This window comes from Streptomyces sp. NPDC059037 (genome assembly GCF_042740015.1).
In the GTDB taxonomy this organism is placed as follows: domain Bacteria; phylum Actinomycetota; class Actinomycetes; order Streptomycetales; family Streptomycetaceae; genus Streptomyces.
Map to the genome: position 1 here is coordinate 1 of NZ_JBHYIG010000021.1, position 16,262 is coordinate 16,262.

Consider the following 16,262-nt stretch of genomic DNA (forward strand, 5'->3'; position numbering starts at 1 on the left):
CCGCCGAGAAGCCGGAGCAGGGTGGTCTTGCCCGCTCCGTTCAGGCCCAGGATGACGACGCGGGATCCCTTGTCGATGGCGAGGTCGACATCGGTGAAGATCTCCAGCGAGCCGTACGACTTCGAAAGGCCCTCCGCCATCAGCGGCGTCTTGCCGCACGGCGAGGGGTCCGGGAAGCGCAGCTTGGCGACCTTGTCGCTCTGGCGCACCTCCTCCAGGCCCGCGAGGAGCTTGTCGGCACGCTTGGCCATGTTCTGCGCGGCGACGGTCTTGGTGGCCTTGGCCCGCATCTTGTCGGCCTGCGAGTGGAGCTGGGAGGCCTTCTTCTCGGCGTTCTGACGCTCGCGCTTGCGGCGCTTCTCGTCGGACTCGCGCTGCTGCTGGTAGAGCTTCCAGCCCATGTTGTAGACGTCGATCTGGGTGCGGTTGGCGTCCAGATAGAAGACCTTGTTGACGACCGTCTCGACCAGGTCGACGTCGTGGGAGATCACGATGAAGCCGCCGCGGTACGTCTTCAGGTAGTCCCGCAGCCAGACGATGGAGTCGGCGTCGAGGTGGTTCGTGGGCTCGTCGAGGAGGAGCGTGTCGGCGTCCGAGAAGAGGATCCGGGCCAGCTCGATACGGCGGCGCTGACCACCGGAGAGCGTGTGCAGGGGCTGGCCGAGCACCCGGTCGGGGAGGTTGAGCGCGGCGGCGATGGTGGCGGCCTCGGCCTCGGCGGCGTACCCGCCCTTGGTGAGGAACTCCGTCTCCTGGCGTTCGTACTGCCGCATCGCCTTGTCGCGGGTGGCGCCCGAGCCGCTGGCGATGCGCTGTTCGTTCTCGCGCATCTTGCGGATGAGTACGTCGAGTCCGCGGGCGGAGAGAATGCGGTCGCGGGCCAGCACGTCGAGGTCGCCGGTGCGGGGGTCCTGCGGGAGGTAGCCGACCTCTCCGGAGCGGCTGATGGTGCCGCCGGCCGGGATGCCCTCACCGGCCAGGCACTTGGTGAGCGTGGTCTTGCCCGCGCCGTTGCGGCCCACCAGACCGATGCGGTCGCCCTTGGCGATGCGGAAGGTGGCGTTCTCGATGAGGATGCGGGCGCCGGCGCGCAGCTCGATGCCGGAAGCGGTGATCACGGACAGACTCCAGGGCAGGGTGGATGGACGGCGGAGGGGCTGATGAAGGCGATCACGCCGTCTAATGCACGAGGAGAATGGCCATGACGGCAATTCTACCGGGGCCGCGCAAACACTTTTTCTGCCCGGTTCGGTACGCCGTCGGGGGCGGCCCCCGGCAGCTCGTTGCCCAGCGGGGTACGGCGCGGCACGATCCGGCCGAGGTCGTCCACCGCGATCAGCTGTGAGGTCCACGGGGTGGCGGCGTCGCCGCAGGGCTGGGCCACCAGGAGGGCCGCGCGGTGGCGTACGGAGCGGGCGGGCTCGAAGGCGCAGCCGCCGCCGGCGGGCAGCACCCAGCGCAGGTCGCCGTCGGCGGTGCGGTAGGCGGCGATGCGGTGCGGGGTGACGACCGCGATCATGCGGCCGTGCGGGTCGAGCGGCTGCAGGACTCCGGCGGCGCCGCGGGCGGCGGGGGTGCGCAGCCAGGAGGCGCTGCCGGGGATGGCACGGTGCCAGCGGACGGCGCTGCCGTCGGCCCGCGCGGTGTCGGTGACCAGCCCGTCGCTCCAGAGCGCGACGGCGTGGCCGGGGGCGGGGAGCAGCGCGAGCGGGCGGTGCCCGGCGCGGCCGTAGGTCCAGCGGGCGCGACCGGTCGCCGGGTCGTACGCCTCGACGGTGGGCCCTTTCGTGCGGAGCTCGGGGACGGCGTTGTCACCGTCCACGCGCGCGTGGACGGTGATGTGGTCTCCGTAGGGGGCCGGGCGCGAGTGGTGGGCGGCGGTGATCAGCGGGAGCGCGAGGAGGGCGAGGGCCACCGGGAGCGCGAGCCGCGAGCCACGGCGGGCGGCCGACGCCCGGGGTCCGGTCGCCTGCGGTGCCGTCTCCTGCGGTCCGGTCGGCTCGATCGGCGCGACGGCCATGACGCGCCCCCTTCGTACCCACGTCACGACCCGCCCCTTTGGTACCCACCTCACGACGCGCCCCTTTGGTACCCGTGCCCGGACGATGCCCACGGCCCATTCCCGGCCGATGCCCACGGAACAGGCGCAGAGCGTAGCGGCGGCGGCAGCGCGCGCCCCGGTCGTCCGGCGCGCCACTCGGCGGGCGTCCCCCGTTCGGCCCTCCGTCCGGCGCCGCGCGGGGAGGGGCATATCAGGATGAAGGGGCCGAATGGTCGGTGCGGGACTGCGAACGCCGCCCCGGATGCGAGGCAGAGGGTGGTGCGCCCATGCAGTTCGACGACGACGCCGATCTGGACACGTCCGAGGTGCAGGACGTGCGGGGCAGCCGGATTCCCGGCGGCAAGGCGACGGTCGGCGGCGGCATCGTGGGCCTGATCGCGCTGGTCCTCGGGCTGCTCCTCGGGGTCGGCCCCGACCAGCTCGGCCTCTCGTCGGGCGGCGAAGAGCCCGCCGCATCGTCCTCGTCCGTGGCGCAGGTGCAGCAGAACTGCCGTACGGGACAGGACGCGAACACCAAGGAGGACTGCCGCATCGTGGCGGTGGTCAACAGCCTGCAGGACTACTGGCGTCCGGAGTTCCAGCTCAGGGGCGGGACCTACTCCCCCGCGCAGACGGTCCTTTTCACCAGCAGGGTGGGCACCGCGTGCGGCGCCGCGTCGTCGGCGGTCGGCCCCTTCTACTGCCCCGGTGACCGGAAGGTCTATCTGGACCTGGAGTTCTTCGAGGAGCTGCGGACCACGTTCGGCTCCAGCGGCGGGCCCTTCGCGCAGGCGTACGTCGTGGCGCACGAGTACGGGCACCACGTACAGAACCTCATGGGGACGCTGCGGCGCTCCCAGGACGGGCGCACCGGGCAGAACAGCAACGCGGTGAAGGTCGAGCTGCAGGCCGACTGCTATGCCGGGGTGTGGGCACGGCACGCGACCCGCACCCCCGACGACCGGACGGGCAGGCCGCTGATCACCAGTCTCACCGAGGCGGACATCCGCGAGGGCCTGGACGCGGCGGCCGCGGTCGGCGACGACCGCATCCAGGAGAGGTTCCAGGGCCGGGTCACCCCCGAGACCTGGACACACGGCTCGGCCGAGCAACGGCAGCAGTGGTTCTACGAGGGCTACCGCACCGGCGACATGGGGCGGTGCAACACCTTCCGGTGAGCCGGATGGGCCGCTACACCCCTCCGGTGTGCACCTGGAACGCCGCCCGGCGGACGGCCTTCGCGAGCGCCGGGTCGGGGTGCGCGGCGGCGAGCGCGACCAGGACCTGGACGGTGCGGGGGTGGCCGATCCGGCGCACCTCGTCCAGGAGCGCGGGCACCGTGGGCTGGACCGCGGACTCCAGGTGGCGGATGAGCAGATGGGTCTCGCCGTGGTCGGCGACGGCCGCGGCGGTGTCGACCCACAGCCACGTCGACTCGTCACGGGTCAGGACCAGGTGGACGTCCTCGGGGTCCGCGCCCTCCTGCTCCGCCAGCCAGATCAGGGCGTACGGCCGCAGCGAGGTCTCGTCCACGACGGCCCGCACCTCGGCCTCGGCCGGAGCGCCGACCACCCGCAGGGCCTCGAAGGCGAGGCCGCGCAGCAGGGCGTCCTCGCCGCGTGCGGCCTCCAGGAGCTCGGTGACGGCGCTGCCCACGGGGCGCGCGGCGAGCCAGGCGCGGTACTCGGAGCGTGCCGCTTTGGGGCGAAGGCGTGCGCAGCCGCGCAGCATGTCGGCGGCCGCCTGCTCGATGTTCCCCGCCGGGCTCTGCGCGGCGACGCAGATCTGCTCCAGCTTGACCCAGACCGCCCAGCTGCCGAGCGGCGTGAGCGTGGCCTGTCCGTCGGCGTACGTCAGCGCGCCGACGGCGGCGAGACCGCGCAGGGCCCAGTCGAGGAGGGTGGGCAGAGAAGGGGCGTCATCGGGGTCCACCGGCTCGGGCTGCGGGCCGTAGGGGATCTCGCAGCGTTCCGTACGCAGTTCCGTGACGCGCTGGTCCAGGAGGTCCAGGAGCTGCGGCAGGGGGACGGGCCCGGCCGAGAGCTGCAGCAGGGTGAGGAGCTGCGGCATGGCCTCGACGGTCTCGGCGACGGCGGCGGGCGGCAGTTCGCGCGATGCCGCGTGCGCCAGGGACCAGGCGTCGAACAGGGCGACCCAGCCGCGCAGCACGGCGGCGTCGTCACGGTCCCAGGCGCGCAGGCGCCAGCCGGGGCGCGCACTGTCGCCGTGCACCTCGACGAGGCCGGCGAGCCGTGCGGTGTCCCAGTCCGCCCTGACCTGATCCGCGGTCAGGGCGAGTTCCGCGGCGGCCCGTTCGGCGGTGGCGGTGGAGAGGGTTCCTTTGCCGTCGCGCTCGCCCGCGCTGCTTCCCGGGCGCAGCGACGCGTCGGCCCAGCGGGCCACCCGCACGGCGTCGGCGAGACCGGCGCGGGCCATGCGGGCCAGCTCGGCGGGGGCCGGTGTGCCCTCGGGCGGCCGGGGCGCGGGACGGCGCGAACGGGCCTCGGTCACTGCGCCGGGGGCGGCCAGGGGGCGCGCTGCGCCGCGATCCGCCGCTGCTCGCCTCTCGGCCATCGGGGACTGAGCACGGACGAGTCGGAGCCTTGAGTCGCGCGGGATACGGGACGTCACGGGAGCAGTCTTCCTGTTGACGGTCCGAAAACCCAAACGGAATGACTTCGTGAGGCTCCGGAGCGCTACGTCCGGGGTACGCGGGGTGCTACATCAGGGGCGTGAGGAAGCGCCGCAGCGCCTCTTCGTAGCCCGCCGGGTCCGCGTTCCACATGGCGCCGTGGGGCGCATCCGGAACCGTGTGGAGAGTGACGAGTTCCGGGCGCCGGGCGGCCAGTTGGCGGGACAGCTCCCAGGGGGCGATGACGTCGTCGGGGCCGTGGAAGAGCAGGGTCGGCACCTTGAGCACGTCGGGGTCGGCGGCCTCCAGGATGCGGTCGCCGCGCAGGCCGGTCCGCCCCTGGGCGGCGCGCACCGCGAGCGGCAGCAGAAAGCCCGGCGTGCGCCGGGCCGCGGCGAGCGCACGCAGGGTGACCTCCCAGTCGAGCACCGGGGAGTCGAGCACGAGGCCGCTGATGCGGTCGCGCAGGGCCGAGTACGCGGCGGCGTGCAGGGCCATGGCCGCGCCGGTGGACCAGCCGTGCACGATCACGTTCTCGGCGCCGTAGCGCACGGCGTAGCGGATGGCCGCGTCGAGATCGCGCCACTCGGTCTCGCCGAGGTGGCCGAGGCCGTCCGGGGAGCGGGGTGCGCCGAGGTCGCCGCGGTAGGCGAGGTCGAGGATGGGGAACTGCAGGCGGTGCAGGAAGTCCATGACGACCATGGGGTGCTCGCGGGTGGTGCCGAGGCCGTGCACGGTGATCACCCAGGTGTCGCGGGCGCCGGGCACGAACCAGGCGGGCAGGCCGCCGAGTTCGCCGGGGATGTCCACGTCAGCGTGGTCGATGTCGAGCGCGGCGTGCGGGTCGCCGATGTACACCTGCGGGGTGAGCCGGACCCGCGCGCCGGGGTCCAGGGTGCCGTGGGTGACGGCTTCCAGGCGGCGTACGACGGTGTCGGCCTCGTGCGGTGCGGAGTCGACGACCGGGCCAATCACCGCGTGGCTGCCGTCGCCGCCGAGGCCGTATCTGCCGGGGCGCAGGCTCGCGAGGGAGCGGGTCAGGGTGATCTGGCCTGCCGCCGTGGCGTGGACCGTGAGGCGGGGCCCCGGCAGGGGGCGGCCTGGCGGGGTCTTGAGGGCGGCGTTGCTGGCGAAGCGGCCTGCCGCGATGGCGGCTGCGCCGGCCAGGAGGGCGGTCGCTGCGGCGGTGACGGCCGTTGCCGTCGCTTGGGCTGGGCGCACCTGTCCAGTGTCGGCGGGGTGGCTTGGTACGGCCAGTGGGCGGGGGGTATGGGGTGACCCCCATTGCGGCGGCTCCGGGCTCTCCCCTGCACCTCCGGGGCTCCGCCCCGGACCCCGCATTTCACCTGCGGACCGTGGGCCGTTTGTGCCCACCCGTTCTGCCGTGCGGAACGCCTGCCCACAAACGGAGCGGCCCGGGTGGGTGGGGAAGCCGCCGGAACACCTGCCCACAAACGGGGCGAGCAGGGCGGGTGGGGAAACCGCCGGAACACCTGCCCACAAACGGGGCGAGCAGGGCGGGTGGGGAAACCGCCGGAACACCTGCCCACAAACGGAGCGGGCAGGGCGGGTGGGGAAGCCGCCGGAACACCTGCCCACAAACGGGGCGGGCAGGGTGGGTGGGGAAGCCGTCGGGAACGCCTGCCCACAAACGGAGCGGCCTGAGGCTCAGCGGACGGGGTAGCTAGGTGTTGCTTTGGCCGTACCCCCGCAGTCGGTCCTCCGCTTCCCGTAGCTGGGCGTCCGACAGCAGGGTCGGTGTGTGGGCCGGGATCGCGCTTGCCGTCAGCCAGAGGCGGCACATCCATTCCAGCTGGGCCGTGCGGTCGTATGCCTGGTCCAGAGTGTCTCCGTATGTGATGGTTCCGTGGTTCTGGAGGAGACAAGCTGTGCGCTCGCGCAGGGCGTGCAGCATGTTCTCGGCCAACTCGTCCGAGCCGTACGGCGCATACCGGGCGACCCGGGCGGGGCCGCCCATCGAGGCCGCCATGTAGTGGATCGGCGGCAGCTCCGGCAGCAGCGTGGAGACGGCCGTGGCGTGCACCGCGTGGGTGTGGACCACGGCCCCGGCGGAGGTGTTGCGGTAGATCGCGAGGTGCATCGGCAGTTCGCTGGTCGGGGTGAGGGCGCCGAAGAGCCGGGTGCCGTCGAGGTCGACGCCGACCGCGTCCCGCGGTGCGAGGCGGTCGTAGGGGACCCCGCTCGGGGTGACCAGGACCGTGCCGCCGACGCGTACGGAGACATTGCCCGACGTGCCGACCACCAGGCCGTCCGAGACGGTCCTGCGAGCGGCCGCGACGAGATCGCCCCAGGCCCGTTCCACCGCGTCCTGCCGCTGCTCAGTCATGCCGTGATCCTGCCAGCCGGGGTCGCGGCACGGCAGTGCGGAGCCGGGGAGTCCGTATCGGCGCGTATGGGCATACATCCCCTTCTGGCGACGATTGGCTGGCGATCGCCCGGCATGCGGTGATCTTCCAGTAACCTCTGGGGGATTTGTCATGCACGTCGCCATCCGGGGGGAAATATGGCTCGTGATCACAAAGCGTCCCGTCGCCGCGCCCGCGTCATCGCCGCCTCAGTGGCAACGCTGGCCCTCAGCGGGACCGCCCTCGCCGAGATTCCGGTTTCGGCGGCGGGCAAGCCGAGGGGCCACGACGTCTCGTCGCACCAGAAGCACGTCAACTGGCAGAAGGCCAAGAGCAAGGGCGCACGCTTCGTGTACGTGAAGGCCACCGAGTCCCACACGTACCGCAATCCCCACTTCAAGCAGCAGTACAACGGCTCCCGCAACGCGGGCATCGTCCGCGGGGCGTACCACTTCGCCGTACCGAGCAAGTCGTCCGGCAGGAAGCAGGCCGCGTACTTCATGAGCCACGGCGGGCGCTGGCGGGGGGACGGCTGGACGCTGCCGCCCGCGCTCGACATCGAGCACAATCCGTACAGCAAACGCAAGTGCTACGGCCTCAGCAAGACCGGCATGGTCAACTGGATCAAGTCGTTCAGCAACGAGGTGCAGCGCCAGACGGGGCGCCGTCCCGTGATCTACACGACCACCAAGTGGTGGAACAACTGCACGGGCGGCAGCCGCGCCTTCGGGGCGAATCACGCACTGTGGCTCGCGCGCTGGTCGTCGACGTCGGGGACGCTGCCCAAGGGGTGGTCGTACTTGACCATCTGGCAGTACGACAACAGCGGCAGGCTGCCGGGTGATCAGAATCTCTTCAACGGCTCGATGAACCAGTTGAAGAGGTTCGCCCGAGGGTAGCCAAGAGCCCTTGGAAGCCCGGATTCCGGGCCTCGTGCCGCCGCTCCGGACGATCTCCGTCACGGTTGCGACGCAAGCGGAGCGGCGGCACTTCCGTTCGAGTCACCGCATGGCCCGGCCCAGTTCACTTTCCGTTCACTCAGGTTGCCTACGTTCCACATGCCACTGACGTCCAACAGAAGCCTGGGTAAATGGAACACATCACGCTTCTCCTCGGGATCGTGATCGTTACCGCTCTCGTGTTCGATTTCACGAACGGTTTCCACGACACAGCCAACGCGATGGCTACCACCATCTCGACCGGCGCTCTCAAGCCCAAGACGGCGGTGGCCATGTCCGCCGTGCTGAACCTCGTCGGAGCTTTCCTCTCCGTCGAAGTCGCCAAGACGATCTCTGGCGGCATCGTCAACGAGGACGGACTGAAGACAGAGGTCATATTCGCGGCCCTGGTGGGCGCGATCCTCTGGAATCTGCTGACCTGGCTGGTGGGCCTGCCCTCCAGTTCCTCCCACGCACTCTTCGGCGGCCTCATCGGCGCCGCCGTCATGTCGATGGGCTGGTCGTCGATCAACGGCGGCACCGTCGTCACCAAGATCCTGATCCCGGCCCTCGCCGCGCCGCTCGTGGCGGGTCTCGCCGCGATGGCGGCCACGCGCCTGACGTACCGGATCGGCCGCAACACCGACACCAAGGCGACCGCCAAGGGCTACCGCGCGGGCCAGATCGCCTCCGCCGGCCTCGTCTCGCTGGCGCACGGCACGAACGACGCGCAGAAGACCATGGGCATCATCACGCTCGCCCTGGTCACCGGCGGCGTCCTCAACCCCGGCGCGAACCCCCCGATGTGGGTCATCGTCTCGGCCGGTGTGGCCATCGCGCTCGGCACCTACCTGGGCGGCTGGCGCATCATCCGCACCATGGGCAAGGGCCTCACCGACCTCCAGCCGCAGCAGGGCTTCGCCGCCCAGACCAGCGCCGCGACGGTCATCCTCGCCTCGTCGCACATCGGCTTCTCGCTCTCCACCACGCAGTCCTGCTCCGGCGCCGTGATGGGCGCGGGCCTGGGCCGCAAGGGCGGTGTGGTCCGCTGGTCCACGGCGACCCGGATGTTCGTCGCCTGGGGTCTGACGCTCCCGGCCGCCGGCCTGGTCGGCGCGGGCGCCGAGTTCCTCACCAAGCAGGGCCCCTGGGGCATCGCGGCGACCGCGGCGCTCCTGGTCGGCGGCTCGGCCGTCATCTGGGTGCTCTCGCGGCGCAACGCCGTCGACCACACGAACGTCGCGGACGACGAGATCGGCGGCTCCGACGCGGAGCCGGCGGGCGTCGTGACCACCGCGATCGCCGCCGTCACGCCGCCGCCCACCGGCGCCGCCGCGACGGCCGCCGACGACGACCACGTCAAGGCCACCATCCCGGCCCCGACCGGCTCCGTGGCGGATCCCGCCCGGCCCGCCACGGTGTAAGGACAGATCAGCATGGACATCGACTGGGCAGCTCTCGGCTCCGTCTTCGGAGTCAGCCTCGCGGTGACGGTGGCCCTGGTGGGCCTGTTCACCCTCGGCATCGTCGGCCTCTCCAAGCACGAGGCGGCCACCTCCGGCGCCACTTCCGCCGCTGGCGGCAACGCGGTGGCGGCGCGCGCGGGCGCCTACCTGTGCTTCGCGCTGTGCACGGCCGCGGTGGCGTACGGGATCTATCTGATCGTCGCTTGACGGCCGGAGTTCGTCGCCTGACGACGGAGTTCAAGGTGGGGTGCAGGACGCTTCGGCGCCTTGCGCCCCACCTTCGTATGTGGGCCTTGGCACACTCTCCCGTCGCAGGTCAAAGGCGAGTTGACGGGCGTTCGCGGGGCGTGGTGGACTGCCGGAGCCATTACGGCGGCAGAAGAGGAAGCCGGTGCGAATCCGGCGCGGTCCCGCCACTGTCACCGGGGAGACGACTCCCCGTGAGCCAGGAACTCTCGCCCGCCGATCACGTCGAACCAGGGCGCGGACACCCTGAGTGAGGACATATCGCCATGCGCGGCCGCCCGTTGCCGGTTCCTGTGCCCCCGCCCGTCCAGGCCGGGCCCGTCGCTCCCCTTCACGTAACGGTCGGCTGAACCCATGTGTGCCGATCGCGACTTCGCGTACGGCGCCGCCGCCGGGCTCCTCGGTGATCTGCTTCTCGGTGATCCTCGCCGCGGGCATCCGGTCGCCGCGTTCGGGCGTGCGGCGGGTGCCGTCGAGCGTGTCCTGTGGCGGGACCACCGCGGGTGGGGTGCGCTGCATGCCGTGGTGTGCGCCGGCGGGGCGGCGGGTGCCGCCGCCCTTGCCTCTTCTCTTGTACGTCGCCACTCGCGCGCCGGGTCGGTCGCGCTGACCGCCGCCGCGACCTGGGCCGTGGTCGGCGGGACCTCGCTCGGGCGTGAGGCGCGGGCCATCGGCGGGGCGCTCGCCGCGGGGGACGTCGAGGTGGCGCGGGAGCGGCTGCCGCATCTGTGCGGGCGGGATCCGCAGGCGCTGGATGCCGATGGCATCGCGCGGGCCGTCGTCGAGTCCGTCGCCGAGAACACGTCCGACGCCGTCGTGGGGGCGCTGGTGTGGGGGGCCTTGGCTGGCGTTCCGGGGCTTGTCGGGTTTCGGGCCGTGAACACGTTGGACGCGATGGTGGGGCACAAGTCCGCGAGGTACCTCCGGTACGGGTGGGCGTCCGCTCGGCTCGATGACGTCCTGGGGTGGCCGGGAGCCCGGCTTACCGCCCTGCTGGCGGCTGCTGCTGGGGATTCGCCCTCCGGAGCGCTGCGGGCCTGGCGTGACGATGCCGCCAAGCATCCGAGTCCCAATGCGGGGCCTGTGGAGGCGGCCTTCGCGGGGGCGTTGGGGGTGCGGCTCGGGGGGACTCTCTCGTACGGGGGGCGGGTTGAGCATCGGCCTGTTCTCAACGGGGGTGGGCGGGACGTTGCCGTGGCTGACATCGAGCGGGCTGTGCGGCTGTCTCGGCGGGTTGGCTTGCTGGCGTTGGGGGTTGCCATGGCCGCTCGGGGGAATCGGAGCTCGGCAGCTGGGGCTGTGCCCACCCGTTCCGCCCTGCGGAACGCCTGCCCACAGCAAGGGAGACATACGTGAGTGGCGGACTACTGGTTGCCGGGACCACCTCTGACGCCGGGAAGAGCGTTGTCACCGCCGGGATCTGTCGGTGGCTGGCTCGCAAAGGGGTTTCCGTCGCGCCGTTCAAGGCGCAGAACATGTCGCTCAACTCCTTCGTCACGCGCGAAGGCGCCGAGATCGGGCGGGCGCAGGCCATGCAGGCGCAGGCCGCCCGCGTCGAGCCGAGCGCGCTGATGAACCCCGTGCTGCTCAAGCCGGGCAGCGACCGCAGCAGCCAGGTGGTGCTCATGGGGAAGCCTGTCGGAGAGATGAGTGCTCGGGGCTATCACGGTGGGCGGCAGGAGGCGCTCCTTTCCACCGTCGTGGGATGTCTTGAGGAACTTCGGGGCAGCTATGACGCCGTGATCTGCGAAGGCGCGGGCAGTCCCGCCGAGATCAATCTGCGGCGCACCGACATCGTGAACATGGGGATCGCTCGGGCTGCCCGCTTCCCCGTCGTTGTCGTGGGTGACATTGATCGTGGTGGCGTCTTCGCCTCCTTCTTCGGGACCACCGCGCTGCTCAGTGCCCAGGACCAGGAGCTGGTCGCCGGGTATCTCGTCAACAAGTTCCGGGGCGATGTGTCGCTGCTCGAACCCGGGCTCGACATGCTGCAAGGACTCACCGGGCGGCGCACGTTCGGTGTGCTGCCGTTCCAGCACGGGCTCGGCATCGACGAGGAGGACGGGCTGCGGGTGTCCCTGCGGGGTGCCGTGCGGGAGTCCGTCGTCGCTCCCCCGGTCGGCGAGGACGTGCTGCGGGTCGCCGTCTGTGCCGTACCGCTGATGTCGAACTTCACGGACGTGGACGCGCTCGCCGCCGAACCCGGTGTCGTCGTGCGGTTCGTGGACCGGGCCGAGGAACTCGTCGACGCCGATCTCGTGATCGTGCCGGGGACGCGCGGGACCGTGCGTGCCCTGGAGTGGCTGCGTGAGCGCGGCCTTGCCGACGCCATCGCGCGGCGTGCGGCCGAGGGGCGTCCCGTGCTCGGGATCTGCGGCGGCTTCCAGGTGCTCGGCGAGCACATCGAGGACGACGTGGAGTCGCGCGCGGGGGCCGTGGACGGGCTCGGGCTGCTGCCCGTGCGCGTGCGGTTCGCCCGCGAGAAGACCCTCGCCCGGCCGGTCGGCGAGGCCCTGGGCGAACCCGTCGAGGGGTACGAGATCCATCACGGCGTCGCCCAAGTCCTGGGCGGGGAGCCCTTCTTGGACGGCTGCCGCGTCGGCGAGGTGTGGGGCACGCACTGGCACGGCTCGCTTGAGAGCGACGCGTTCCGGCGGCGCTTTCTCACGGAGGTCGCGCGCGCCGCGGGGCGCCGTTTCGTGCCCGCGCCCGACACCAGCTTCGGCGCACTGCGCGAGGAGCAGCTCGACCTGCTCGGAGACCTGATCGAAGAACACGCGGACACGGACGCGCTGCTCAGCCTGATCGAGACCGGCACACCGTCCGGTCTCCCCTTCATCGCACCGGGGGCACCCTCATGACCGTCCTGCTTCTGTCCACCGCCGACACGGACTTGCTTGCCGCCCGTGCCTCGGGTGCCGGGTACCGCATCGGCAACCCGACCCGGGTCGACGTGCGGGAAGAGCTGCCCGCGCTCATCGAGGGTGCCGACATCGCCGTCGTACGCCTGCTCGGCGGCAAGCGGGCGTGGGAGGACGGGCTCGCGGCGCTGAAGGCCGCGGGGATCCCGACGGTGCTGCTCGGCGGCGAGGCCGTGCCGGACGCGGAGCTGATGGCCGAGTCGACCGTGCACGCGGGGTCCGTGGCCGAGGCGCTGCGGTATCTCGTCGAGGGCGGCACGGGCAATCTGCGCGAGCTGGTGCGCTTCCTCAAGGAGGACGTCCTCGCGGCGGGTCGCGGCCGGGCGTCGGCCGCCGACACGCATGAGCGGCAGAGTGCCGAGCCGCAGAAGATGCCCGAGTACGGGGTGCACGGCGTGCGGGAGTACGTCGAGGGCCGGCCCACCGTCGGTGTGCTCTTCTACCGGGCGCACCAGCTGTCCGGGAACACCGGCTTCGTGGACACGCTGTGCGACGCGATCGAGGCGCGGGGCGCCAACGCCCTTGCCGTGTACTGCGGTTCGCTGCGCGGCGCGGACGCGGGCCTGTACGAGATCCTCGGGCAGGCCGACGCCCTTGTCGCCACCGTCCTCGCGGCGGGCGGCACGCACGCGTCGGGCGCGAGCGCGGGCGGGGACGAGGAGGCCTGGGACATCGGCGCGCTCGCCGACCTCAACATCCCTGTGCTGCAAGGACTTTGCCTCACCTCGTCGCGGGCCACGTGGGACGCGTCGGATGCCGCGCTCTCCCCCATGGACGCCGCGATGCAGGTGGCGATCCCGGAGTTCGACGGGCGTGTCATCACCGTGCCGTTCTCCTTCAAGGAGCAGGGCCCCGACGACGTACCGGTGTACGTCGCCGACCCCGAGCGCGCCGCCCGGGTCGCCGGAATCGCCCTGCGCCACGCCCAGTTGAAGCACAAGCCGAACGCCGAGAAGAAGCTAGCGCTCGTCTTCACGGCCTATCCCACCAAGCACTCACGTGTCGGCAACGCCGTCGGGCTCGACACGCCCGCGTCGGCGGTGCGCGTGCTCGACTCGCTGCGCGATGCCGGGTACGTCGTCGAGGGCCACCCGGACAACGGCGACGAGCTGATCCACCGGCTGATCAACGCCGGTGGCCACGACGTCGAGTGGCTCACCGAGGAGCAGCTGGCCGCCGCGCCCGCGCGCGTGCCGCTCGCCGACTACCAGGCCTGGTTCGACAAGCTGGCCCCCGAGCTGCGCGACGGCATGCTGGAGGCATGGGGCGAGCCGCCCGGCAGCCTGTACGTGGACGGCGACGACATCGTGCTCGCCTCCCTGCAGTTCGGGAACGTCGTCGTGATGATCCAGCCGCCGCGCGGCTTCGGCGAGAACCCGATCGCGATCTACCACGACCCGGACATGCCGCCCTCGCACCACTACATGGCGGCCTACCGCTGGCTGGAGCTGTCCTTCGGCGCCGACGCGGTCGTGCACATGGGCAAGCACGGCACGATGGAGTGGCTGCCGGGCAAGGGCCTTGGCCTGAGCGGGAGTTGCGCCCCGGACGCGGTGCTCGGCGAGCTGCCGCTGATCTACCCGTTCATCGTGAACGACCCGGGCGAGGGCACCCAGGCCAAGCGGCGCGGGCACGCGACGGTGGTGGACCACCTGGTGCCGCCGATGGCGCGCGCGGACACGTACGGCGATCTGGCGAAGCTGGAGCAGCTGCTCGACGAGTACGCGCTCGTCAGCGACCTGGACCCGACGAAGGCCCCCGCCGTACGCGCGCAGATCTGGACGCTGGTGAAGGCCGCCGAGCTCCACCACGACCTGCATGTCGACGAGCAGCCCGACGACGGCGAGTTCGACGAGTTCGTCATGCACATCGACGGCTATCTCTGCGAGATCAAGGACGTGCAGATCCGCGACGGTCTGCACATCCTCGGCGGCGGCCCCGAGGGCGAGGCGCGCGTCAATCTGGTGCTCGCCGTGCTGCGGGCCTCGCAGGTGTGGGGCGGTCAGGCGAACGCGCTGCCCGGTCTGCGGGCCTGTCTCGCCGAGCACTTCGGGCTCAGCGAGAAGGAGCTGCTCGCCGAGCCGGGCGCGGCGGTGAAGGTCGCGGACGGCCTGACCTCGCTGGTCGAGGGGCCCGCCCGGACCGGCGCCGACGCGCTCGACCTCCTGGAGCAGCTGTGCCGGCGGCTCGCCGAGGGCATGGAGGAGCGCGGCTGGGAGCTCACGGCCGTGCGGGAGCTGGTGCGGGACGTGGTGGGTGTCGAACTGCCGCCCGCCGTCGCCGTGTTGGGCTTCGCCTGCGAGGAGGTCGTGCCCCGCCTCGCGCGGACGACCGACGAGATCGGGCACATCCTGCGGGCGCTCGACGGCGGTTACGTTCCCGCCGGTCCTTCCGGGTCGCCGACGCGCGGGCTCGTGAACGTGCTGCCGACCGGACGCAACTTCTACTCGGTCGACCCCAAGGCCATCCCCTCGCGGCTGTCCTGGGAGGTCGGCCAGTCCCTCGCGGATTCGCTGATCGCGCGGTATCTGGCGGACACGGGCGAGTACCCGAAGTCCGTGGGTCTGACCGTGTGGGGCACGTCGGCGATGCGTACGCAGGGCGATGACATCGCGGAGATCCTGGCGCTGCTCGGCTGCCGCCCCGTGTGGGACGACGCGTCGCGCCGTGTGACCGGCTTCGAGATCGTGCCGGTGGCGGAGCTCGGGCGGCCGCGCATCGATGTGACGGTGCGCATCTCCGGGTTCTTCCGCGACGCGTTCCCGCACGTCGTCGGCCTGATCGACGACGCGGTACGGGCCGTGGCCGAGCTGGACGAGGCCCCGGAATCCAATTACGTACGCGCCCACGCGGACGAGGACACCGCCGGGCACGGCGACCGGCGGCGTGCCACGTCCCGGATCTTCGGGTCCAAGCCCGGCGCCTACGGGGCGGGTCTCCTTCCGCTGATCGACGCGCGCAACTGGCGCAGCGACGCCGACCTCGCCGAGGTGTACGCGGTGTGGGGCGGTTATGCGTACGGGCGCGGTCTCGACGGCAAGGCCGCGCGCGGCGACATGGAGACGGCGTTCCGGCGGATCGCGGTCGCGGCGAAGAACGTCGACACCCGCGAGCACGACCTGGTCGACGCCGACGACTACTTCCAGTACCACGGCGGCATGGTCGCCATGGTGCGGCACCTGACCGGCGAATCCCCCGAGGCGTACGTCGGGGACTCCGCCACGCCCGACCAGGTGAAGACGCGCACCCTGGGCGAGGAGACCCACCGGGTCTTCCGGGCCCGCGTCGTCAACCCCCGGTGGATGGCGGCGATGCGCAGGCACGGCTACAAGGGCGCCTTCGAGATGGCCGCCACCGTGGACTATCTCTTCGGGTACGACGCGACCGCGGGCGTGGTCGACGACTGGATGTACGAGAAGCTCTCCGCCGAGTACGTCTTCGATCCCGAGAACCGGGAGTTCATGCAGAAGTCCAACCCCTGGGCCCTGCGCGGGATTTCGGAGCGGCTGCTCGAAGCCGCCGAGCGGGGTCTTTGGGCGGAGCCGGACGCACAGACGCTGGAGCGGCTGCGGGCCACGTACCTCGAACTTGAGGGTGAGCTGGAGGGGGACGGATGAGTTCCGACGCCCCACGTCCCGCCCCGAATCACCTC

The 16,262-nt window shown here is 71.8% G+C and carries 12 protein-coding genes and 1 riboswitch; of the genes, 7 read left to right on the plus strand and 5 right to left on the minus strand.

Annotated features, from left to right (window positions below; all coding sequences use genetic code 11):
* Together ACFWY6_RS07135 and ACFWY6_RS07140 are read right to left on the minus strand one after the other, a co-directional pair.
* Positions 1-1,118: ABC-F family ATP-binding cassette domain-containing protein (locus ACFWY6_RS07135; protein ID WP_384687243.1), on the minus strand; the 1,118-nt coding region annotated here is incomplete at its 3' end.
* A gap of 95 nt (positions 1,119-1,213) precedes the next feature.
* Positions 1,214-2,020, minus strand: a complete 807-nt coding sequence (locus tag ACFWY6_RS07140) for a hypothetical protein (protein WP_384687244.1) — start codon at positions 2,018-2,020, stop codon at positions 1,214-1,216.
* Between the two features lie 308 nt (positions 2,021-2,328).
* On the opposite strand from ACFWY6_RS07140, the gene ACFWY6_RS07145 reads away from it, so the two are divergent.
* Positions 2,329-3,219 (plus strand): neutral zinc metallopeptidase, encoded by an 891-nt coding sequence (locus tag ACFWY6_RS07145; RefSeq protein WP_384687245.1) that lies wholly within the window; start codon positions 2,329-2,331, stop codon positions 3,217-3,219.
* Between the two features lie 13 nt (positions 3,220-3,232).
* On the opposite strand, the gene ACFWY6_RS07150 is transcribed toward ACFWY6_RS07145, so the two are convergent.
* From ACFWY6_RS07150 to ACFWY6_RS07160, 3 genes are all read right to left on the minus strand, one after another.
* Positions 3,233-4,672 (minus strand): hypothetical protein, encoded by a 1,440-nt coding sequence (locus ACFWY6_RS07150; RefSeq protein WP_384687246.1) that lies wholly within the window; start codon positions 4,670-4,672, stop codon positions 3,233-3,235.
* 88 nt (positions 4,673-4,760) lie between these two features.
* Entirely contained in the window at positions 4,761-5,894 is a 1,134-nt protein-coding gene (locus ACFWY6_RS07155) for an alpha/beta hydrolase (RefSeq protein WP_384687247.1), read from the minus strand.
* A 463-nt stretch (positions 5,895-6,357) separates the two neighbouring features.
* Entirely contained in the window at positions 6,358-7,020 is a 663-nt protein-coding gene (locus ACFWY6_RS07160) for a class II aldolase/adducin family protein (RefSeq protein WP_384687248.1), read from the minus strand.
* 177 nt (positions 7,021-7,197) lie between these two features.
* Here ACFWY6_RS07160 and ACFWY6_RS07165 point away from each other — a divergent pair, with 177 nt between their 5' ends.
* From ACFWY6_RS07165 to cobN, 6 genes are all read left to right on the plus strand, one after another.
* Positions 7,198-7,938, plus strand: coding sequence for a lysozyme (locus ACFWY6_RS07165; RefSeq protein ID WP_384687249.1), 741 nt, complete (start codon positions 7,198-7,200; stop codon positions 7,936-7,938).
* Between the two features lie 191 nt (positions 7,939-8,129).
* Positions 8,130-9,401, plus strand: coding sequence for an anion permease (locus ACFWY6_RS07170; RefSeq protein WP_384687250.1), 1,272 nt, complete (start codon positions 8,130-8,132; stop codon positions 9,399-9,401).
* Positions 9,402-9,413: 12 nt separating this feature from the next.
* Positions 9,414-9,650 carry a hypothetical protein gene (locus tag ACFWY6_RS07175; protein WP_360763767.1) on the plus strand — a complete coding sequence of 79 codons (237 nt, stop codon included), beginning with the start codon at positions 9,414-9,416 and terminating at the stop codon, positions 9,648-9,650.
* 130 nt (positions 9,651-9,780) lie between these two features.
* Positions 9,781-9,919, plus strand: a riboswitch (cobalamin riboswitch).
* Between the two features lie 124 nt (positions 9,920-10,043).
* Positions 10,044-11,045 (plus strand): cobalamin biosynthesis protein, encoded by a 1,002-nt coding sequence (locus tag ACFWY6_RS07180; protein WP_384687251.1) that lies wholly within the window; start codon positions 10,044-10,046, stop codon positions 11,043-11,045.
* Entirely contained in the window at positions 11,042-12,550 is a 1,509-nt protein-coding gene (locus ACFWY6_RS07185; protein WP_384687252.1) for a cobyric acid synthase, read from the plus strand. The genes ACFWY6_RS07180 and ACFWY6_RS07185 overlap by 4 nt, the downstream gene beginning before the upstream one ends.
* Positions 12,547-16,227, plus strand: a complete 3,681-nt coding sequence (gene cobN, locus ACFWY6_RS07190; RefSeq protein WP_384687253.1) for a cobaltochelatase subunit CobN — start codon at positions 12,547-12,549, stop codon at positions 16,225-16,227. The genes ACFWY6_RS07185 and cobN overlap by 4 nt, the downstream gene beginning before the upstream one ends.
* Positions 16,228-16,262: the final 35 nt, after the last annotated feature.

What these genes read in the sequence shown, in the direction of transcription:
- ACFWY6_RS07165 (WP_384687249.1), top strand. Translation starts at nt 7,198, where the DNA reads ATGGCTCGTGATCACAAAGCGTCCCGTCGCCGCGCCCGCGTCATCGCC.
- ACFWY6_RS07175 (WP_360763767.1), top strand. Translation starts at nt 9,414, where the DNA reads ATGGACATCGACTGGGCAGCTCTCGGCTCCGTCTTCGGAGTCAGCCTC.
- ACFWY6_RS07145 (WP_384687245.1), top strand. Translation starts at nt 2,329, where the DNA reads ATGCAGTTCGACGACGACGCCGATCTGGACACGTCCGAGGTGCAGGAC.
- ACFWY6_RS07170 (WP_384687250.1), top strand. Translation starts at nt 8,130, where the DNA reads ATGGAACACATCACGCTTCTCCTCGGGATCGTGATCGTTACCGCTCTC.
- ACFWY6_RS07160 (WP_384687248.1), bottom strand. Translation starts at nt 7,020, where the DNA reads ATGACTGAGCAGCGGCAGGACGCGGTGGAACGGGCCTGGGGCGATCTC.
- ACFWY6_RS07140 (WP_384687244.1), bottom strand. Translation starts at nt 2,020, where the DNA reads ATGGCCGTCGCGCCGATCGAGCCGACCGGACCGCAGGAGACGGCACCG.
- cobN (WP_384687253.1), top strand. Translation starts at nt 12,547, where the DNA reads ATGACCGTCCTGCTTCTGTCCACCGCCGACACGGACTTGCTTGCCGCC.
- ACFWY6_RS07180 (WP_384687251.1), top strand. Translation starts at nt 10,044, where the DNA reads ATGTGTGCCGATCGCGACTTCGCGTACGGCGCCGCCGCCGGGCTCCTC.